Annotated in this window: 19 protein-coding genes; 6 read left to right on the forward strand and 13 right to left on the reverse strand. The window is 54.9% G+C overall.

Annotated features, from left to right (window positions below; genetic code table 11):
* Positions 1–9 precede the first annotated feature (9 nt).
* The 4 genes from purB (at position 10) to ABDW13_RS14115 (ending at position 4,811) form a co-directional block, all read left to right on the forward strand.
* The gene (gene purB / locus ABDW13_RS14100; protein ID WP_343553186.1) at positions 10–1,380 is read left to right on the forward strand and encodes an adenylosuccinate lyase; all 1,371 of its coding nucleotides are present in this window, start codon (positions 10–12) and stop codon (positions 1,378–1,380) included.
* Positions 1,381–1,499: 119 nt separating this feature from the next.
* Positions 1,500–2,168, forward strand: coding sequence for a two-component system response regulator PhoP (gene phoP / locus ABDW13_RS14105; protein ID WP_343553187.1), 669 nt, complete (start codon positions 1,500–1,502; stop codon positions 2,166–2,168).
* A 3-nt stretch (positions 2,169–2,171) separates the two neighbouring features.
* Positions 2,172–3,632, forward strand: coding sequence for a two-component system sensor histidine kinase PhoQ (phoQ, locus tag ABDW13_RS14110; protein WP_343553188.1), 1,461 nt, complete (start codon positions 2,172–2,174; stop codon positions 3,630–3,632).
* A 57-nt stretch (positions 3,633–3,689) separates the two neighbouring features.
* Positions 3,690–4,811, forward strand: coding sequence for a cupin domain-containing protein (locus tag ABDW13_RS14115; RefSeq protein WP_343553189.1), 1,122 nt, complete (start codon positions 3,690–3,692; stop codon positions 4,809–4,811).
* Positions 4,812–4,892: 81 nt separating this feature from the next.
* Here the strand turns inward: ABDW13_RS14115 and pepT are convergent, their stop codons facing one another.
* From pepT to lolC, 5 genes are all read right to left on the reverse strand, one after another.
* Complete coding sequence (pepT, locus tag ABDW13_RS14120; RefSeq protein ID WP_343553190.1) at positions 4,893–6,119, reverse strand: peptidase T; 1,227 nt, start codon at positions 6,117–6,119, stop codon at positions 4,893–4,895.
* A gap of 130 nt (positions 6,120–6,249) precedes the next feature.
* Positions 6,250–7,083, reverse strand: a complete 834-nt coding sequence (gene cobB / locus ABDW13_RS14125) for a Sir2 family NAD+-dependent deacetylase (RefSeq protein WP_343553191.1) — start codon at positions 7,081–7,083, stop codon at positions 6,250–6,252.
* Positions 7,084–7,229: 146 nt separating this feature from the next.
* Complete coding sequence (lolE, locus tag ABDW13_RS14130; protein WP_343553192.1) at positions 7,230–8,474, reverse strand: lipoprotein-releasing ABC transporter permease subunit LolE; 1,245 nt, start codon at positions 8,472–8,474, stop codon at positions 7,230–7,232.
* Positions 8,474–9,175: a lipoprotein-releasing ABC transporter ATP-binding protein LolD gene (lolD, locus tag ABDW13_RS14135; RefSeq protein WP_343553193.1), complete on the reverse strand. Its 702-nt coding sequence runs from the start codon at positions 9,173–9,175 to the stop codon at positions 8,474–8,476. The genes lolE and lolD overlap by 1 nt, the downstream gene beginning before the upstream one ends.
* The gene (gene lolC, locus ABDW13_RS14140) at positions 9,168–10,367 is read right to left on the reverse strand and encodes a lipoprotein-releasing ABC transporter permease subunit LolC (RefSeq protein WP_343553194.1); all 1,200 of its coding nucleotides are present in this window, start codon (positions 10,365–10,367) and stop codon (positions 9,168–9,170) included. The genes lolD and lolC overlap by 8 nt, the downstream gene beginning before the upstream one ends.
* Before the next feature lie 240 nt (positions 10,368–10,607).
* Here lolC and ABDW13_RS14145 point away from each other — a divergent pair, with 240 nt between their 5' ends.
* Together ABDW13_RS14145 and mfd are read left to right on the forward strand one after the other, a co-directional pair.
* Positions 10,608–10,817 (forward strand): hypothetical protein, encoded by a 210-nt coding sequence (locus tag ABDW13_RS14145; protein ID WP_343553195.1) that lies wholly within the window; start codon positions 10,608–10,610, stop codon positions 10,815–10,817.
* A gap of 146 nt (positions 10,818–10,963) precedes the next feature.
* On the forward strand, positions 10,964–14,407 hold the full coding sequence (mfd, locus tag ABDW13_RS14150) for a transcription-repair coupling factor (protein ID WP_343553196.1): 3,444 nt from the start codon (positions 10,964–10,966) through the stop codon (positions 14,405–14,407).
* Positions 14,408–14,495: 88 nt separating this feature from the next.
* Here mfd and ABDW13_RS14155 read toward each other — a convergent pair whose 3' ends face one another.
* From ABDW13_RS14155 to hinT, 8 genes are all read right to left on the reverse strand, one after another.
* Positions 14,496–15,038, reverse strand: coding sequence for a glycine zipper 2TM domain-containing protein (locus tag ABDW13_RS14155; RefSeq protein ID WP_200571330.1), 543 nt, complete (start codon positions 15,036–15,038; stop codon positions 14,496–14,498).
* Between the two features lie 287 nt (positions 15,039–15,325).
* Positions 15,326–16,630: an NAD(P)/FAD-dependent oxidoreductase gene (locus tag ABDW13_RS14160; protein ID WP_343553198.1), complete on the reverse strand. Its 1,305-nt coding sequence runs from the start codon at positions 16,628–16,630 to the stop codon at positions 15,326–15,328.
* A gap of 212 nt (positions 16,631–16,842) precedes the next feature.
* Positions 16,843–17,385 (reverse strand): alpha/beta hydrolase YcfP, encoded by a 543-nt coding sequence (gene ycfP / locus ABDW13_RS14165; RefSeq protein ID WP_343553200.1) that lies wholly within the window; start codon positions 17,383–17,385, stop codon positions 16,843–16,845.
* 39 nt (positions 17,386–17,424) lie between these two features.
* Complete coding sequence (gene nagZ / locus ABDW13_RS14170) at positions 17,425–18,468, reverse strand: beta-N-acetylhexosaminidase (RefSeq protein ID WP_343553201.1); 1,044 nt, start codon at positions 18,466–18,468, stop codon at positions 17,425–17,427.
* Positions 18,469–18,482: 14 nt separating this feature from the next.
* Positions 18,483–19,298: a thiamine kinase gene (gene thiK, locus ABDW13_RS14175; RefSeq protein ID WP_343553213.1), complete on the reverse strand. Its 816-nt coding sequence runs from the start codon at positions 19,296–19,298 to the stop codon at positions 18,483–18,485.
* Positions 19,285–19,881: a penicillin-binding protein activator LpoB gene (gene lpoB, locus ABDW13_RS14180; RefSeq protein WP_343553202.1), complete on the reverse strand. Its 597-nt coding sequence runs from the start codon at positions 19,879–19,881 to the stop codon at positions 19,285–19,287. The genes thiK and lpoB overlap by 14 nt, the downstream gene beginning before the upstream one ends.
* Before the next feature lie 10 nt (positions 19,882–19,891).
* Complete coding sequence (locus tag ABDW13_RS14185; protein WP_343553214.1) at positions 19,892–20,257, reverse strand: DUF1425 domain-containing protein; 366 nt, start codon at positions 20,255–20,257, stop codon at positions 19,892–19,894.
* Positions 20,258–20,274: 17 nt separating this feature from the next.
* A complete protein-coding gene (gene hinT / locus ABDW13_RS14190) occupies positions 20,275–20,625 on the reverse strand; it encodes a purine nucleoside phosphoramidase (RefSeq protein WP_007885755.1) in 351 nt (116 codons plus the stop codon).
* Between the last annotated feature and the right edge of the window lie 164 nt (positions 20,626–20,789).

Below are 20,789 nucleotides of genomic sequence, written 5' to 3' on the forward strand. Positions count from 1 at the left end.
GTTGCACTGATGGAATTATCCTCTCTGACCGCCGTTTCACCTGTTGATGGTCGTTATGGCGATAAAGTCAGCCCACTGCGCGCTATCTTCAGCGAATTCGGTTTGCTGAAATTCCGCGTTGAGGTTGAGGTTCGTTGGTTACAAAAATTGGCCACGACTGTCGAGATCAAGGAAGTTCCTGCATTTGATGCCGACGCAAACGCTTTCCTTGATGCTATTGTCGCCAATTTCAGCGAAGAAGACGCTGCGCGTATCAAAACCATCGAGCGCACCACCAACCACGACGTGAAAGCGGTGGAATATTTCCTGAAAGAGAAAGTGGAAAATGTGCCTGCGCTGCACGCAGTGTCCGAGTTCATCCACTTCGCTTGTACCTCCGAAGACATCAACAACCTGTCACATGCATTGATGCTGGAAACCGCGCGTCGTGATGTCATCGTGCCATTCTGGAACAAGCTGATTGATGCGGTGAAAGGCCTGGCGCACGAATATCGCGACATTCCGCTGTTGTCACGTACCCACGGTCAGCCGGCAACGCCTTCGACCATGGGCAAAGAGATGGCGAACGTCGCCTATCGTCTAGAGCGTCAATTGCGTCAGCTGAGCAAGATTGAAGTGCTGGGCAAAATCAACGGTGCGGTAGGAAACTATAACGCCCATATCTCGGCGTATCCGGAAGTGGATTGGCACCAGCTGAGCGAGCAGTTTGTCACCTCGCTGGGCATTACCTGGAACCCGTACACCACGCAGATTGAGCCGCACGATTACATCGCTGAGTTGTTTGATTGCATCGCGCGTTTCAACACCATTCTGATCGACTTTGACCGTGATATTTGGGGCTATGTCGCGCTGAATCACTTCAAACAGAAAACCATCGCCGGTGAAATTGGTTCCTCAACCATGCCGCACAAAGTGAACCCGATCGACTTCGAGAACTCCGAAGGCAACCTCGGTCTGGCGAACGCGATGATGCAGCATCTGGCCAGCAAACTGCCGGTTTCCCGCTGGCAGCGCGATCTGACCGATTCTACCGTGCTGCGTAACCTCGGTGTTGGTATCGGCTATGCGCTGATTGCCTATCAAGCCACGCTGAAAGGCATCTCTAAGCTGGAAGTGAACCGCGATCGTCTGTTGGACGAACTGGATCACAACTGGGAAGTGCTGGCTGAGCCAATCCAGACCGTGATGCGTCGTTATGGCATCGAGAAACCGTACGAGAAGCTGAAAGAGTTGACACGCGGCAAACGCGTTGATGCGGCAGGCATGCAAACCTTTATCGATAGCCTTGAGCTGCCGGAAGAGGAAAAAGTGCGTCTGAAGCAGATGACGCCAGCCAACTACATTGGCCGCGCGATTCAGATGGTTGATGATTTGAAGTAATGGTTTGTTAGGGCGGCCAAATGGCCGCCCTAACAATGAACCATAACGTTAAACTGCGGTTTAGTTGTCTTCGCATATACTCATTCCATCATCACTACGTTGGAAGCTAAGGAAATACTATGCGTGTACTGGTTGTGGAAGATAATGCGCTGTTGCGCCATCACCTCGCCGTGCAGCTGCGTGAAATGGGCCATCAGGTCGATGCCGCAGAAGATGCCAAAGAAGCCGATTATTTCCTGCAAGAGCACATCCCCGATATCGCCTTGGTTGATCTCGGTTTGCCCGACGAAGACGGCATGTCGCTAATTCGCCGCTGGCGCACCGATGCCGTACGTCAACCGATTCTGGTTTTGACCGCGCGTGAAGGTTGGCAGGCCAAAGTGGAAGCGCTGGAAGCCGGTGCCGATGACTACGTGACCAAACCGTTCCACATTGAAGAAGTGGCTGCACGCTTGCAGGCGCTGATGCGTCGCAACAGCGGGCACGCCTCGCAGATTATCTCAATGCCGCCGTTCCAGGTGGATCTGTCGCGCCGCGAACTAACAGTGGAAGATGCGCCGGTTAAACTGACCGCGTTTGAATACACCATTGTCGAGACGCTGATCCGTAACGCGGGCAAAGTGGTGAGCAAAGATTCGTTGATGTTGCAGCTTTATCCCGATGCGGAACTGCGCGAAAGCCACACCATCGACGTACTGATGGGCCGCCTGCGCAAAAAGATTCTTTCACTCTATCCGACCGAAGTTATCAACACGGTACGCGGCCAGGGATACCGATTTGATCTCTGATTTATGACGTTGTTTCGTCGCTTTCGCCCTTTCTCTTTACGCGCCCGTTTCCTGTTGGCGACGGCTGCGATCGTGCTGTTTTTGTCGCTCTCCTACGGCATGGTTGCCGTGGTCGGTTATGTGGTCAGCTTCGATAAAAATACCTATCGCGTGATGCGCGGCGAGAGCAACCTGTTCTTTACGCTGGCGCAATGGCAAGACAATAAACTGACCATCGCACAGCCCGAACGCATGACGCTCAATTTTCCGACGCTGGTGTTTATCTACGATGAGCACGGCAAGTTGTTGTGGCAGCAGCGCGACGTGCCGGATATCCGCAAAAAAATCCACCGCGAGTGGCTACTCAAACCCGATTTTTACGAAATCGATACCAGCAATCGCACCAGCCAGGCGGCGATCGGCAATAACTCGCAGGCCAAAGAACGTTTGCACGCGCTGGATAGCGATAATAACGATACTTTCACCCACTCGGTCGCGGTCAATCGCTATGATGCCACCACCAATTTGCCGGCGCTGACGATTGTGGTGGTGGATTCAATTCCGCAAGAGTTGCAGCACTCCGATGTGGTGTGGTCGTGGTTTAGCTATGTGCTGGCCGCCAATCTGCTGCTGATCATTCCCCTGCTGTGGCTGGCGGCGCATTGGAGCTTGCGGCCAATTGGCGATCTCACCACCCAAGTGCGCGAGCTGGAAAAGGGGCAACGCGACAGTATTGATGATAACCCGCCGCAAGAGCTACGCAGCCTGGTGCGTAATCTGAATTTGCTGTTGACCAACGAACGTCAGCGTTATACGCGCTATCGCACCACGCTTTCTGACGTCACGCACAGCCTGAAAACCCCGCTGGCGGTGCTGCAAAGTACATTACGTTCATTGCGCAGTGGCAAAGAGATCACCGTGGAACAGGCGGAACCGGTGATGCTGGAGCAAATCAGCCGGATTTCACAACAGATTGGCTATTATCTGCATCGCGCCAGCATGCAAGCCGATCACAATCCGTTGCAGCGCGATTTGCACTCGGTCTCCGCGTTGCTGGATAGTCTGTGTTCCGCGTTGAATAAGGTTTATCAGCGTAAAGGTGTCGAGATCACGCTGGATATCTCGCCGGAACTGACCTTTGTCGGCGATAAGAATGATTTTATGGAAGTGCTCGGCAACGTGCTGGATAACGCCTGCAAATATTGCCTCGAATTTATTGAAGTCACTGCCCGCCAAACCGACAATACGCTGCATCTGTTTATCGACGATGATGGCCCCGGCATTCCGGTCAGCAAGCGCGATCTGATCTTCGTGCGCGGTCAACGCGCCGATACATTGCGTCCCGGTCAAGGCTTGGGTTTAGCGGTGGTGCGCGACATCCTCGAACAGTACGCGGGGCAAGTGATCGCCACCACCAGCCCACTCGGTGGCGCGCGCATGGAAGTGATATTCCAGCGTCAGGAAGTCGAGCATCACCGCGAGTAGAAACAGGCGCGGGCTGTTATACTTGCCAACATTCTTTGCCGCATACGGACTCCCCATATGGACTATCAGCTCGACATCAACTGGCCCGATTTTATTCAGCGCTACTGGCAAAAACGCCCGGTGGTGCTTAAACGTGGTTTTAAAAATTTCATCGATCCTATTTCCCCTGATGAGCTGGCCGGTTTGGCGATGGAAAATGAGGTGGATAGCCGCCTCGTCAGCCATAACAACGGCAAATGGCAAGTAAGTCACGGCCCATTCGAGAGCTATGATCATCTGGGTGAAAGCAATTGGTCGCTGCTGGTACAAGCGGTGAATCATTGGCATGAACCGTCCGCCGCGCTGATGCGCCCTTTCCGTTTCCTGCCTGATTGGCGCATTGACGATCTGATGATCTCTTTCGCAGTACCGGGCGGCGGCGTGGGTCCGCATTTCGATCAGTACGATGTATTCATCATTCAGGGCACCGGCCGTCGTCGCTGGCGCGTAGGCGAAAAAGTGGCGCTGAAACAGCATTGTCCGCACCCGGACCTGCTTCAGGTTGAGCCGTTCGACGCCATCATTGATGAAGAGATGGAGCCCGGCGATATTCTGTATATTCCGCCTGGATTCCCGCATGAAGGTTATTCGCTGGAAAATGCCATCAACTATTCGGTGGGCTTCCGCGCGCCAAATGGCCGTGAGTTGATCAGCGGTTTTGCCGACCATATGTTGGCGAACGAGTTGGGCAGCTACCGTTATAGCGACCCAGATGTGCCATCACGTGATTGCCCGTCACAGATTTTGCCGTCTGAAATCGAAGGCATCCGCAAAGTGATGATGGATGTGATTAATCAGCCGGAGCAGTTTAATCAGTGGTTCGGTGAGTTTATTTCGCAATCGCGTCACGAGTTGGATATCGCGCCGCCGGAGCCACCGTATCAGCCGGATGAAATCTACGATGCGTTGCAGCAAGGTGATGCGCTGACGCGTCTCGGTGGCTTGCGTGTCTTAACGCTAGGCGACGCGGTGTTTGTCAACGGTGAATCGATCACCTGCAACCATCCAGCAGTGCTGGCGGCATTGGCACATAATCACGTATTGACGTTAGAAGATTTCGGCGATGCGCTGGATGATCCATCGATGCTGGCACAGCTAGCGGCGTTGGTGAATAGCGGCTATTGGTTCTTCGGCGAGTAAGCTGATTAAGCGGTCGCCATAAATGGCGACCCTACGAAATATCATGTTGTAGGGTGCGCATTTATGCGCACCGCGTTGTGGCTACTTCTTCTGCCCCGCCAATTCACACAAACGGACAATCACATCCACCGATTGCGCCATCACATTGAGCGAGGCGAATTCGTGCTTGCCGTGATAGTTGTAGCCGCCGGTAAACAGGTTCGGGCACGGCAAACCTTTCCATGACAATGCCGAGCCATCGGTGCCACCGCGAATCGGTTTCACGTTAGGTTCAATGCCGCAATCGCGCATCGCCTGCAAGGCCAACTCAATGATGTGCGGATGCGGTTCGACTTTCTCGCGCATGTTGCGATAACTGTCCGTGATTTCGACTTTAATCGAGCATTCACTTTGCAGCCCTTTACCTACACGCTGACCAATCTCTTCCAACAGCTGTTTACGCTGCGCATAGCTATCGGCATCAAAGTCACGAATCAAATACATCAGCTCGGCATTTTCCACTGTGCCTTTAATGGTGTGCAGATGGAAAAAGCCTTCGTAGCCATCGGTGAACTGCGGTTTCTCTTTCGCTGGCAGTTCTGCGTGGAAGCGCATCGCCAGATCCAGCGCATTGACCATGACATTTTTGGCGCTGCCGGGATGCACATTGTTGCCGGTGATTTTCACCATGGCGGTAGCGGCGTTGAAGTTTTCGAATTCAAACTCGCCAAGATCGCTGCCATCCACGGTATACGCCCAATCGGCGGCAAAACCTTCGACGTCAAAGTGCGATGCACCACGACCAATCTCTTCATCAGGCGTGAATGCCACGCGAATCGCGCCGTGCGGAATATCGCCTTGTGCGAGGCGCGCCATGGCGGTCATGATTTCGGCGATGCCGGCTTTATCATCCGCGCCAAGCAAGGTTTTGCCATCAGTGGTGATCAGCGTATGGCCGATTAGCTTATGCAAAATTGGGAACATCACCGGCGACAAAATTTCATCGCCGTTGCCCAGCGCAATGTCGCCGCCGCGATAGTTTTCAATAATCTGCGGATTGACGTTTTTGGCGGTGAAATCGGGCGAGGTGTCCATATGCGAAATGAAACCGATCACCGGCGTGGGCCAATCGACGTTCGCCGGTAACGTGCCCATCACGCAGCAATGATCGCTCAGCGAGACATCAACAAAACCCAACGCAATCAACTCTTCCTGTAATTGACGCGCCAGCGTCCACTGCCCTTCGCTGCTCGGCACCTGTCGCGCCTGAGGTTTTGACTGAGTTTCTACTGCGACATAACTGAGAAAACGCTCAAGTAATTGATCCATCTGTCATCCCTCTAAAGAACCTGCGTCATTATCATGGTGGCGTAACGCCGCCATGTTGCGTCAAATCATTATCCTTCAGGTTAGCTTCCGTGACGCGAAATGCAGAGTCAGGCGTGCATCCTACAAAGGTTTATTTATACAAGCCGCGCAAGAAAGTATGCACAAATTCCGGCACCACTTCGCTTGCCAGGCCGTATTGGCTCTCGGCGAACTCGTTGCCCACCTGGCTTGGCTCCAGATTCAATTCAACGGTATGCGCGCCCTGCAATTTGGCCTCATGAACAAAACCGGCCGCCGGATAAACGTGTCCAGACGTGCCGATGGCGATAAACAGATTGGCCTGCTCAATCGCCTGATAAATCTCTTCCATACCCAGCGGCATTTCACCGAACCACACCACATGCGGGCGCAGCATTGACGGGAACTGGCAGCAAGTGCAGCGATCGTCTGGCGTGAGATCTTCGGTCCAATCCAGCACCTGGCCGCTGCTGACACAGCGCACTTTCAGTAATTCGCCGTGCATGTGCAACACACGCTGGCTGCCCGCGCGTTCGTGCAAATTATCGATATTCTGCGTCACCAGCAGGAAGTTATCGCCAAGTACTTGCTCAAGTTCAGCTAACGCTTTATGTGCTTCGTTGGGCTGAATTTCCGGCTGCTGCAACTGACGACGGCGCGCATTGTAAAACGCCTGAACCAGCGCCGGATCGCGATGGAAACCTTCTGGCGTGGCTACATCCTCAACGCGATGCTCTTCCCACAAACCATCCGCGGCACGGAAGGTGCGAATGCCGGACTCAGCGGAAATCCCGGCCCCAGTCAGCACCACCACACGCGGCTGCGGATGCGCGGCCAGTTCTGCTTTGCGATCGCGCTCGAAGATACGCTGGCGAAAGCGCTGATGCACTTTGCGGCGGTTTTTTTTGTCGCGGGCAAGTCGTAGACGGCGGCGCGGTATGCGCATAAAAGCTCCTTAATCTGCGGCGATTGTCGCCGCGCTTCGGGTATTTTTCGGGTTAATTTGCCCGATAATAGCGGCTGCACGTTACGGCTGCATGCGACAGACGCTGAAAATGTGCGCAGCCGCTAAGGCGGCTGCGCGGTTAACACTTATTGCCCGCTTAATACGCGGGCCGGATCGATACGGCTGGCGCGCCGCGCCGGATACCAGCTGGCAATCAGACTCAGCACAATTGCCGTTGCCAGCACCGAAATCACATCAATCCAATGCAATTCCGAGGGCAGAAAATCGATAAAGTAGATATCGCCCGCCAACAGCTGATGGCCGGTGATATGCTCAAACACCCGCATCACCGGCGTGAGATTTAGCGCCACCAGCACGCCAACCACCACGCCGCTGACGCTGCCAAGCAGGCCAGCCAGCAAACCGTACCAGATAAAGATGGCGCGAATCAGACCATCTTTCGCCCCCAACGTACGCAACACCGCAATGTCGCTGCTCTTGTCTTTCACCGCCATTACCAGCGTTGACACGATGTTGAAGCAGGCCACGCCAATCACCAGCACCATGGCTAAATACATAATGGCGCGGATCATCTGAATGTCGCGATACATGTAACCGTAAGTGCCGATCCAGCTTTTGATGTACACGTATGAATGCGTCACTTCACCGGCATCACGCACCAGCTTTTGCGCCTGGAACGGATCGTTCATTTTCAGCGCAATGCCGCTCACGCTGTCACCCATATCCAGATATTTCTGCGCATCCGCCAACGGCACCAGCGCCAAACTATGATCGAGCATGCCGCTCAATTGCAGCACGCCGCTCACCTGCAAGCGGATACGCTTTGGCTGTAACAGCTTATTTTCGCCGTCATTGTTGGGGATCATGATGGTGATCCAATCGCCTTGTTTGACGTTCAGCGATTTGGCGATGCCGCCACCCAAAATGATCTGCTGCTTACCGGCGGCAAACTGCGACCACGCATCACCAGCTACAAAGCTTGGTAAGGCGCTGAGACGCGATTCCTGTTGCGGATCGACGCCTTTCACCTGCAACGCCTGCAATTTGGCGCCGCTTTCAATCAATCCAGTGAAATTAACGTAAGGCGCGGCCGCCGCGATGCCCGCCACATGCTCAATTGGCTTAATCATCGGCTGCCAGTTGCGGAATGGCTGATTCACCGGCTCGATTTCACCGTGCGGCACCACCGCCAAAATACGGTTGTTCAACTCACGTTCGAAACCGTTCATCGCGCTGAGGCCGATGATTAACACCGCTACGCCCAACGCAATACCAATGGTTGAAATGATGGAGATCAGCGAGACCATGCCACCACGCCGCCGACCGCGGCTAAAACGCAGCCCGAGCAGCAGGGATAATGACGAAGCCATTAGATCACTCCCAGCGTCAGTTGATCGCTCAATTCACCGTCGCGCATTTCCATTTGGCGGCTCAGGCGCTTCGCCAACTGCAAATCGTGCGTCACCACAAGGAACGCGGTGCCTTGCTTGACGTTGAGTTCGCCCAGCAGTTCAAAGATCGCATCGGCATTGCGCGCATCGAGGTTACCGGTCGGTTCATCGGCCATCACCAAACGTGGGCGATTCACCAGCGCGCGCGCAATCGCCACACGCTGACGTTCGCCGCCCGACAGTTCGGAAGGACGATGCGCCGCGCGTTTTTCCAGTCCAACCGCCGCTAGCATTTCACGCGCGCGTGATTCCGCTTCCGCTTTGCCGGTTTTGCCAATCAGCAACGGCATCGCCACATTTTCCATCGCGCTGAAGTCGGGCAGCAAATGGTGGAACTGATAGATAAAGCCCAGCTCACGGTTGCGCAGTTCCGCTTTAGCGGCGGATGACATCGCGTTCAGCGATTTGCCATCAAAAATCACGTCGCCGGAAGTGGGCGCATCCAGGCCACCTAATAGGTGCAGCAGCGTACTTTTACCGGAGCCGGAGCTACCGACAATCGCCGTCAGTTCACCCGGCTGCAGGCTGAAAGCCACATTGCGCAGCACATCGGTCTGCACGCTGCCTTCCTGATAGCGTTTGCACAGGTCACGACACTGCAACAAAGGAGTATTACTCATAACGTAAAGCCTCAGCGGGTTGAACGGCGGCAGCGCGCCATGACGGATAAAGAGTGGAAAGCAACGCGACAGCCATTGAGACCAGCGCAATGGTGATCACCTGCCACACGTTGATGTCGACCGGCAGCGCCGCGCCATCAAGGAACAGCCCAATCACCGGCATCAAATTATTCAGTTGGCTCGCCAGCAGCACGCCGAGCACGGTGCCGAGCAGCGCGCCAATAATCCCCGCGCTGGCGCCCTGCACCATAAACACTGCGACAATCTGGCGACGGGTTAAGCCCAGCGTTTGCAGAATCGCCACTTCGCCCTGCTTCTCCATGATCAGCAAACCCAGCGAGGTGATGATGTTAAACGCGGCAACGGCGATGATCAGGCTTAGCAGCAAGCCCATCATGTTTTTCTCCATACGCACCGCCTGGAACAGATCGCCTTTACGCTCGCGCCAATCTTTCCACGTCAAGCCATCCGGCAGTTTCTGCTGGCTCAGCGCATCCACGTCCAGCGGTTTGTCGAGCCACAAGCGCCAGCCAGTGACATTGCCCAGCGGATAACGCATCACGCGTGAGGCATCTTGCTGATTGACCAGAATTTGATAGCCATCGACTTCACTGTTCGCCGCATAGGTTCCGGCCACGGTGAAAATACGCTGGCTTGGTAAGCGGCCAACCGGCGTGAACTGGCTGACCGATGGCACCATTAAACGCAACTGATCGCCGCGCTTGACGCCAAGCTGTGAGGCCAACTGTTCGCCGAGAATCACGTTGTATTGGCCCGCTTGCAGCACGCTTTGCTGAGTGTTGACCAGAAACGGCGTCAGCGGATCCTGTTCGTCGGGATTGATGCCGAGCATCACACCCACCGAGACGTTACGCGCGCTCTGCAACACCACATCGGCGGTGGTGAGCGGCGCCATGCGGGTTACGCCTTGCAGTTTGAGATCCTGCGCCGGTAATTGTTGCGGATTGATGCTGCCTTTATCGCTGGTCACCAGCGCTTGCGGCATCAGGCCGAGGATATTGCCTTCCAGCTCACGCTCGAAGCCGTTCATCACCGATAACACGGTGACCAGCGCCAATACGCCGAGCGTGATGCCGATGGTTGAAAGCCAGGAGACGAAGCGACCAAAGCGGTCTGAGGCACGTCCACGCATGTAGCGCAAACCGATGAATAACGCGACTGGTTGATACATGAGATCCGTCTTGGCAGTTGCCTGAAAATAAGTAGTGGGATGATAAAGGAGGTGCCTGCTTTATGAAACCTCTAACCCTCTGAGTCTGCGGCAAAGTTGTGTCAAAAACCGTCCCGAAACGCGTCTATGCATAAATTTGCGACAAATTAATGATGTTATTTGTACGTTTATTGTTCATTCATTATCGTAGACTTGAGGTGGTGTTATTCAAGATGTTAGCCAGGCGCAGAGGTACTCACTATGTTCAGATTTCCCAAAGGCAGTATCGTGAAACACAAATCGGGAGAGATCAAAGGCGAGATTGTTAACGTTTTTGAGCAGGGAGATGCGCCAACCGGTTATTACGTGAAGTGGGACGACGGCAACCACAGTTACCATGTCGAGCGGGAGCTGCTTTGGGCTAACGTTGATCGTCCGCGCATGCACTATACACAGCAATCGACTAAGTAAATTCAGCTATTCGGTCACCATAAATGGCGCGCCTGTGAAATTTGTCAGATGCACATCTGGCAGAAACTCCGAAACGACAGATGATCCTCAGGGCGGATTATGGAATGATGACGCCCTGTAATCCAAGGAGAGAATGTCGAGATCCCATGTCGGAACAGAGTCGTTATACCCTGCCAGTGAAAGCCGGCGACCATCGTCAGCTTGGGCAATTAGTCGGTGCCGCGCAAGCCCTTGAATGCGCCAGCATCACCGAACGCCACAGCGGTCCGGTGTTGATGATTACCCCGGATATGCAATCTGCCCTGCGTTTGCAGGAGGAGATTCGCCAGTTTACCGATCTGCCGGTCACCAATCTCGCTGACTGGGAAACGCTGCCGTACGACAGCTTCTCGCCGCATCAGGACATTATCTCCGCTCGCCTTTCTACGCTGTATCAATTACCTAATTTAACGCGCGGCATGCTGATTATGCCGGTCAACACGCTGATGCAGCGCGTCTGTCCGCATAGCTTCTTGCATGGGCATGCGTTGGTGATGCAGCAAGGACAAAAACTGTCGCGCGATGCGCTACGCGATCAGCTGGAACAAGCCGGTTATCGCCACGTCGATCAGGTGATGGAGCATGGCGAATACGCCACGCGCGGTGCGCTGCTTGATCTGTTCCCAATGGGCAGCGATCAACCTTATCGCATCGACTTCTTTGATGATGAAATCGACAGCCTGCGTTTGTTTGATGTCGATTCCCAGCGCACGCTGGAAGCGGTTAACGCCATCAATTTGCTGCCCGCGCATGAATTCCCCACCGATAAAGCCGCCATCGAACTGTTCCGTAGCCGCTGGCGCGAAACCTTTGATGTGCGTCGCGAACCGGAACACGTTTATCAGCAGGTCAGCAAAGGCACGTTGCCCGCTGGTATCGAATATTGGCAACCGCTGTTCTTCGAACAAGAGCTGCCCACGCTGTTCAGCTATCTGCCCGCTAATACGCTGCTGCTCAACATTGGTGATGTGCTAACCAGCGCCGATCGTTTCTGGCTGGATGCCAATGCGCGCTTCGAAAACCGTCGTATCGATCCGATGCGCCCGCTGCTGGAACCGCAAACGCTGTGGCTGCGCCCGGAAGCGCTGATGAGCGAATTAAAAGCCTGGCCGCGCATGCAGCTCAGCAGCGAAACGCTGCCGGAAAAAGCCGCCAACACCAATCTCGGTTATCAGCCGCTGCCGGAACTTACCGTACAAGCGCAAGCCAAAGCGCCGCTTGATCTGCTGCGCCAGTTCCTCGAACAGTTCAGCGGCCAGGTGATTTTCTCGGTGGAGAGCGAAGGCCGCCGCGAAAGCCTGCAAGAGCTACTGACGCGCATCAAACTGCGCCCGCAGCCTATCGATCATTTTGATCAAGCCGCGCAACAGCCGCACAGCTTGATGATTGGTGCCAGCGAACGTGGATTTATCGATACGCAACGCCAATTAGCGCTGATTTGCGAAAGTGATTTGCTTGGCGAACGCGTTAGCCGTCGTCGTCAGGATAATCGCCGCACCATCAATCCAGATGTGCTGATTCGCAACCTCGCCGAGCTGCATCCTGGTCAGCCGGTGGTGCATCTGGAGCATGGCGTCGGACGTTACATCGGCTTAACCACGCTGGAAGCCGGCGGTATTGTGGCGGAATATCTGATGCTGTCGTATGCCGGTGATGCCAAGCTGTATGTACCGGTTTCGTCGCTGCACCTGATTAGCCGCTATGCCGGTGGCGCCGATGAGAATGCGCCGCTACACAAATTGGGCAGTGATGCCTGGTCACGTGCGCGGCAGAAAGCGGCGGAGAAAGTGCGTGATGTGGCGGCAGAATTGCTGGATATCTACGCCCAGCGCGCCGCCAAAACCGGCTTCGCCTTCAAGCACGATCGCGATCAATATCAACTGTTCTGCGAAGGCTTCCCGTTTGAAACCACGCCAGACCAAGGTCAGGCGATTAACGCTGTATTAAGCGATATGTGTCAGCCGCTGGCGATGGACCGTTTGGTATGCGGCGACGTCGGTTTTGGTAAAACCGAAGTGGCGATGCGCGCCGCCTTCCTCGCGGTGGAAAACAGCAAGCAAGTGGCGGTGCTGGTGCCCACCACCTTGCTAGCGCAGCAGCACTACGATAACTTCCGCGACCGCTTCGCCAACTGGCCGGTACGCATCGAGATGCTTTCCCGCTTCCGAACTGCTAAAGAGCAAAATCAGGTGCTGGAAGAGGCGCGCGAGGGCAAAGTCGATATTCTGATTGGCACGCATAAATTGCTGTCGAACGACCTTAAATGGCACGATCTAGGCCTGCTGATCGTCGATGAAGAGCACCGCTTCGGCGTGCGCCACAAAGAACGTATCAAAGCGATGCGCGCTGATGTCGATATTCTGACACTTACCGCCACGCCGATTCCACGCACATTGAATATGGCAATGAGCGGCATGCGTGATCTGTCAATCATCGCCACGCCACCGGCGCGTCGTATGGCGGTAAAAACCTTCGTGCGCGAGTACGATAGTTTGGTGGTGCGCGAAGCGATTCTGCGTGAAGTGCTGCGCGGCGGACAGGTTTACTATCTCTACAATGACGTGGAAAACATCGAAAAAGCCGCGCAGCGTCTAGCCGAATTGGTTCCGGAAGCGCGCATCGCCATTGGTCACGGCCAAATGCGTGAACGCGATTTGGAACGGGTGATGAATGATTTCCACCATCAACGTTTCAACGTGTTGGTGTGTACCACCATCATCGAAACCGGCATCGATGTGCCGAGCGCCAACACCATTATTATCGAACGCGCTGATCACTTTGGTTTGGCGCAGCTGCATCAGTTGCGCGGCCGCGTCGGACGTTCACACCACCAAGCCTATGCGTGGCTGTTGACGCCACATCCAAAAGCCATGACCACCGATGCGCAGAAGCGTTTGGAAGCGATAGCTTCGTTGGAAGATTTGGGCGCCGGTTTCGCGCTGGCGACCCACGATCTGGAGATTCGCGGTGCCGGTGAACTGCTCGGCGAAGATCAGAGCGGGCAGATGGAAACCATTGGTTTCACGCTGTATATGGAGCTGCTGGAGAACGCAGTTGATGCGTTGAAAGCGGGTCGCGAGCCGTCGCTGGAAGATCTCACCAACAATCAAACCGAAATCGAGCTGCGCATGCCTGCCCTGCTGCCGGATGATTTTATCCCGGACGTGAATACCCGTTTGTCACTCTACAAGCGCGTTGCCAGCGCGGCAGATGAACAAGATTTGGCGGAACTGAAAGTGGAGATGATTGATCGCTTCGGCAAGCTGCCGGATGCGGCGCGCAATTTGCTGGATATCGCCGGTTTACGTCTAGTGGCGCGCGAGTTGGGTATTCGCAAGATTGAAGCCAGCGAGAAAGGCGGATTCTTCGAGTTTGCGCCACAGAACAAAGCCGATCCTGGCTGGTTGATTGGCTTGCTGCAAAAAGATCCGAAACAGTGGAAGCTGGATGGCCCAACGCGGCTGAAATTCACCCGCGAAATGGCGGATCGCAAGATTCGTATGGAGTGGGTGCAGAGTTTTGTCAGCGAATTGGCGAAAAAACGCGCGTAACACCGAAGGATCGTGCGCCTCTACACATAAAAAAAAGCGCCTTGCGGCGCTTTTTTCGTTACTGCTGCTGTGTCGTATCTTTGCCCAATTAGGCCTGATTCGAATTCAGGATAAGCTGACCATTTCGGTCGAGCGGAATGCGGGTGCCAGGGTCATTTTCCATGCGGATTTTGCCCTGCTGGTCGCCTATTTTATAGGTCACATCATAACCCAGCATTTTTTCCTGCTTGTCGTATACCGTTTTGCAACGCTGCTCGTTGGTGGTGTAAGTGTCGCGATCCTGCATGGCACCCTGCACCTGATTACCGCCGTAACCACCGGCCAGCGCACCGGCAACGGTAGCAACATCACGACCGCGTCCGCCGCCAAACTGGTGACCCAACACGCCACCGGCAACCGCACCCAACACCGAACCGGCGATGCGGTTTTCATCCTGTACCGGACGACGATGGGTTAGCGTCACATTGCGGCACTCCTGACGCGGCTGTTTGATACTCTCTTTGATCGGCGTGGCCGACAACACTTGTGCATACTGCGGGCCGCGATCAAACACATCCATGCTGGCGACGGCGGCAACGCCTAACGCTGCTGCTACGCCAATACCGATACCCGCTAACATTGATTTATTCACAGGAATATCCTCCTGAAGGTTGTTACCGCGCAATCCTGCCGCTACAAGACCCTGTGTAGCCGAGGCATAACCGGCGTGCGCGCCGCGCCGTGTTCGTTGGTAATAAGTTTTACAGATGGACCGTAATTGCAACATCAGATTAATGGAGGAAACGCAGCGGAAAGGCGTCAGGGCCAGTTTTTAGGAGAGTTCCGAGAGCGGATGAAATGGCGCCGTAACCTTGAGCTGAAACAGGGCTTTTCAGCAGGTTACGGCGCGTCAGGCGGCGTTATCGCGCCGAAGACGGATTAGTGCAGCTTGAGACGTGGGCGCAGTACGCGGTTCAAACTGCCGACCAACATCATCAGGGCGGTTTTGAAGTATCCGTGGAGCGCAATCTGGTGCATACGATATAGGGAGATGTAGACAAAACGGGCAATGCGCCCTTCTACCATCATCGAGCCGCGCATCAGGTTGCCCATCAAACTGCCGACGGTGCTAAAGCGTGACAGCGACACCAGCGAACCGTGATCTTTATAGACGTAAGCTTTCAGCGGTTTGCCTTTACGCTGCGCCAGAATATTCTCCAGTGCGCGCGACGCCATTTGGTGCGCCGACTGCGCACGCGGTGGCACAAATCCGCCGCCCGGCAAGGCGCAAGACGCACAATCGCCAATCGCGTAGATATCATCATCCAGGGTGGTTTGCAGCGTATCTTTCACCACCAGCTGATTGATACGGTTGGTTTCCAGGCCGCCAATCTCTTTCATGAAATCTGGCGCTTTGATGCCCGCCGCCCACACCATCAAATCAGCATTGATGAATTCGCCGCCTTTGGTGTTAAGGCCGTCTGCGGTGGCGCTGGTGACCATGGTTTGCGTCAACACGCGCACGCCAAGTTTGGTCAGTTCCTGATGCGCAGCAGCAGAGATGCGCGGCGGTAAGGCCGGCAGAATACGTTCACCGGCTTCCACCAGCGTCACGTTCAGCGAGGTGCTATCCAGACCTTTGTAGCCGTAGCTGTGCAGCTGTTTCACCGCGTTATACAGCTCAGCCGACAATTCAACGCCGGTAGCACCACCGCCCACGATGGCGATATTCACTTTTTCCAGGCTGCCTTCGCTAGCCGAGAAGCGCAGGAACAGGTTGAGCATTTCGTTATGGAAACGACGTGCTTGATGCGGATTATCGAGGAAGATGCAGTGATCTTTGACGCCCGGCGTGCCGAAATCGTTGGACGCACTGCCCAACGCCACCACCAGACGATCGTAAGCCAGTTCACGCTGCGGCACTAACAACGCGCCTTCGGCATCGCGAATCTCTGCCAACTCAAGGGTTTTGGCTTCACGGTTAATTTGCGTCAGCGATCCCAGCTGGAACTGGAAACCGTGATTACGCGCGTGCGCCAGATAACTCAGCGCATCGATACCTTCATCCATCGAACCGGTCGCCACTTCATGCAGCAGCGGTTTCCATAAATGGCTGTGGTTGCGATCGACCAATATGATCTCGGCTTTCTTGCTGCGTCCCAGCTTGTGACCGAGCTGTGTTGCCAGCTCTAAGCCGCCAGCACCACCGCCGATGATAACGATTTTTTCCATAGATGTAGTCAACAAAGACCCCCTCAAAGTTGTAAACCAATAGTTAATTAATGGTTAATAAAAACCTTAATAAACATAGGGTTGGCGACGTTAAATCGCGAGCTGAGGGCAGAATATCACGGCCTCGGAGACATATCATAAGAAAATTGATGTACATCAATCTTTGCACTGCATTATCAGAATGTTACACGTTTTGTGCGCCGCATCACGCGGCGCGTTTATCGTTACGCGAGGAGTTTGAAGGCTTTAATGCGTTGCAAATGCGGGGCAATATTCTTGAATTTATGGCTGGCTTCATCATCCCAAATGATTTCATAGAACGGCTCAAGCACGGATGCGCTGCGTTGATTGTCCAGCGCTTCATCCTGACGCGAGAGGATCGCCAGGCAGCGATCGCGGTTCTTTTCGCGGAAATCGCTGACGCACTTAGTGGCAATATCAAGATACTCTTCCGGGCGATCGATCTTGCCTTCCATGTTTTCAAACGGGAACAGGTTGGGATTAAAGATTGCCTGGCGCATATCGCAGAGAAAACCGATGCGCTCAGCCCAATAACCGCCTAAGCCTACGCCGCAAATTAGCGGATGTGCATCGTCGCCTTGTTGCAGCAGCTTGTCGCACTCTTTCAGCAGAAACTGCATGTCGTGTTTCGGATGACGGGTGCTGTAACTGACTAATCTGACGTCCGGGTCAATAAATTGCAGTTGCAGCACTTTTTCATGGTTGCCCGGACTGTTGGAATCAAAACCGTGCAGATAGATGATCATGATGTTCCTTAGCGTGGTATGAAATCCGGGCAGCGCGGCTTATCTGCCCGAAGCTTTATGCGCCAGCCAACGCTCTTGCAGTGCGCTGAGTTGACGCTGATTTTGCCGCCAGCGCTCGCTTGCCAGCAGATTTTGACGGGTAAAACGGCCTTGATGGTATAACTGCGTCACGCGCTCTGCCCCGATCGGCGTCAAGTTATCCAGCACGCTGACCGCACCGGCGCGTTGATTGCACACCAGGATCATATCGCAACCGGCATTCAGTGATTGCTGCGCGCGCTCGGCATAACTGCCCATCACCGCGGCACCTTCCATCGATAAATCGTCGGAGAAAATCACGCCGTTGAAAGCCAGCTCTTTGCGTAGCACGGTTTGCAGCCAATATGGCGAACCGCTGGCTGGCAACGGATCCACCTCAGTATAGATAACGTGCGCGGGCATCACCGCATCCAGCAGCTGCTCATCAATCAGTTGCTTGAAGATTGCCATATCATGCTGGCGCAGCGTGGCGGCGTCGCGGTTATCACGCGGCGTCTCTTTATGTGAATCGGCACTGACGGCACCGTGGCCGGGGAAATGTTTGCCGGTGGTTTTCATGCCCGCTTCATGCATGCCGTTGATGAAACGGCGCGCCACCTGCAAAGCAATTGCCGGATCTTCATGGAATGAGCGATCGCCAATCGCTGCGCTGATATGACCAATATCCAGCACCGGCGCGAAGCTGATGTCGATGTCCATGGCGATCATCTCGGACGCCATTTGCCAACCAGCCTGCTGCGCCAGTTCACCGGCTTGCGGCAGATCGTGCAGCGCGGCAAAGGATTGCATTGCGGGCAACTGGGTAAAACCGTCACGGAAACGCTGCACGCGACCGCCTTCCTGATCCACCGCCACCACCAGACGATGACGCGACGCCGCACGAATCTGCCGCACCAGTTCCGCCAATTGCTCGACATCGTGGAAGTTGCGCGCAAACAGAATCAGCCCGCCGACCAGCGGATGTTGCAGAATTTCGCGTTCTTCGGCGTCGAGCTCGTAGCTTGCGACGTCCAGCATCAGCGGTCCGGGAGTGTTCATGGTCATAATTAAATCCTGAGTTAAAGATCCTGCCAGCTGGCCTGCGCCAACTGTTGTAATGTCTCGTCGTGGCTTTGCTCGGCGCGCAGTTGATACCAGCTCGCCATTAACAGATGCAGCCACGGCTGCCAGCACTGCATCTGACGCGCCAACTGATGTTCATCAAGATGCGCGCGCTCGGCGTAACCGGCAATCCACGCCGTTCGCGTATCGCCATCAACCGCGCAGACTGCCGCCAGCTCCAGCGCCACATCGCCATCGGCGGCATATTCCCAGTCGATCAGGCGTAAACCGGCAGGCGTGGCAATCAGGTTTCCGGCATGCACATCCATATGTAATGGCGCGAGGCGCAGCGGGTGCGGCTCGCCTTGTTGTAACAAGCGCTGCAAACGGCGCTGCCAGCGCCAATGACGTTGCTGGCAAAGTTGCCAATAACGCTGCAACAGCGGCGCCAGACGTAAACGATAGCCGGTGAGCGGCTGCTGATGCAGACGCTGCAACAGCACCAAAACGTCTTCACGATGCTGGTTAAACTGCGCGTTGCTCAGCACATCACCCGGCAGCCAACTTTGCAGCAGCCACGGATCGCGCCACGCCAACGGCTGCGGCCCCACGTCAGCATGCCGCAACTGGCGCAGCACACGGTATTCGCGTTGACGATCGACAAAGGGAATCGGCTGCGGCGGCGCACGACGCGCCAGCAACTCTGCGCTTTCACTTTGCACATGCACGCTTTGTCCGCTCAATCCCGGCAGCGCGAAAAAATGACCGGCAGCTTGCGCCGTCGGCCATTGTTGCTGAATCAGTAGTTGCAGCTGCGGATCAGGGTTGTGCAACACCGTTTCCTGACCAGATGATTTCGCCGGTCTGCACCAACATCAATTGCATTTGCAGCGTGGGCGCTTTCACATCGCCCTGCGCGTTGCTGTACAACACATATTGCGCGTTGACGTTGCGCGCCAGGCCAATCGCTTTGCTGCGCGAATTCAGGCTGTCATCCGGCGATAAGCCCAGCGTTTGCTTGGCCTGCGCCAGCTGTTCTGGGGTGATCAGCGTGAACTTGCCGTTATTCGCCAGCGCATTCTGAATCGCATCAGTGGCTTTATCGGTTTGCAGCGATCCGTTGGTGCTGTTCTTGATGCGATCCACCAGCAGCACACTACCCGGATTCACGCCCGATGATTGCACCATCTTGCCGACTAAAGGCTGGACGCTGGCATCCCAGTTGATGGTTTTCAGCTTCGGCGGTTGCGGCACATTTTCCGGCGGCGGCACTGGCTGAGTTGGCGGTTCTACCGGCTGGGTTGGCGTGGTCGGCTGTGTCGGTTCTACCGGTGCCGGCGTTTGTTGTTTCACCACACAACCGGTGAGCATTAGCGCAAATAACAGCGCGCCCGAACGTTTTACACTGCGAATCACAGCTTACTCCTCAAAGATAAAGATAGAGACGCACCTTGCTGGCGGTCGGATTGCCCATTTGTGAGGCGACTTCCACACTGCCATGGGCCGGTACGATTTGGGTTTGCGCTGGCTCTTCTGGCGTGATTTCCAGCCCTTTATCGTCGTACCAATAGAAACGATAGTGCACTTTTACCGGCGTTTCACGCTGGTTGTACAACACGCTTAAGGCACGTTGCTGGCCGTCACGTTCGGTCAGCGTCGGCTCGTCGGTGATGATGCCCGCGGACAAGACGGCGGATTCCATCACCAGCGACTGCGAAGTATTGATCATCGGCTTATCACTGCTGCAACCCGCCAGGGTCAACAATAACAAGCCGCTTAGCCATTGACGCATCATCGGTATCGCCTGCGTTAGATAGCCAACATCGGGCCCAGCGGCTGTCCGCCAACCAGGTGCATATGAATGTGATAAACCTCCTGCCCGCCGTGGCTGTTGCAGTTCATGATCAGGCGATAGCCATCTTCGGCAATCCCTTCATCACGCGCAATTTTCGCCGCCACGGTGATCATGCGGCCCAGCGCCTGCTCATGTGCGGCTTGCACATCGTTGGCGGTGGGAATCAATACGTTCGGAATAATTAAAATGTGGGTCGGCGCTTTGGGCGCGATATCACGGAAGGCAGTGACCAGTTCGTCCTGATAAACCACGTCGGCGGGGATTTCGCGACGGATGATTTTACTGAAAATGGTTTCTTCAGCCATGGTGCATTTCCTTAAGCCTGAGTTCAGTCAGGCAGTATGCGTGAGGAATTCCATTTCTTTCAACCTCAGGACCACATTTCCTCGATTAATTGGCTGTGTTTGCGCCGTTTGTTTGGACATAACAAAAAATGCCCTCAATTGAGGGCATTTTTTTACCGCACGTT

The organism is Pantoea sp. (assembly GCF_039594315.1).
Classification (GTDB): Bacteria; Pseudomonadota; Gammaproteobacteria; order Enterobacterales; family Enterobacteriaceae; genus Pantoea.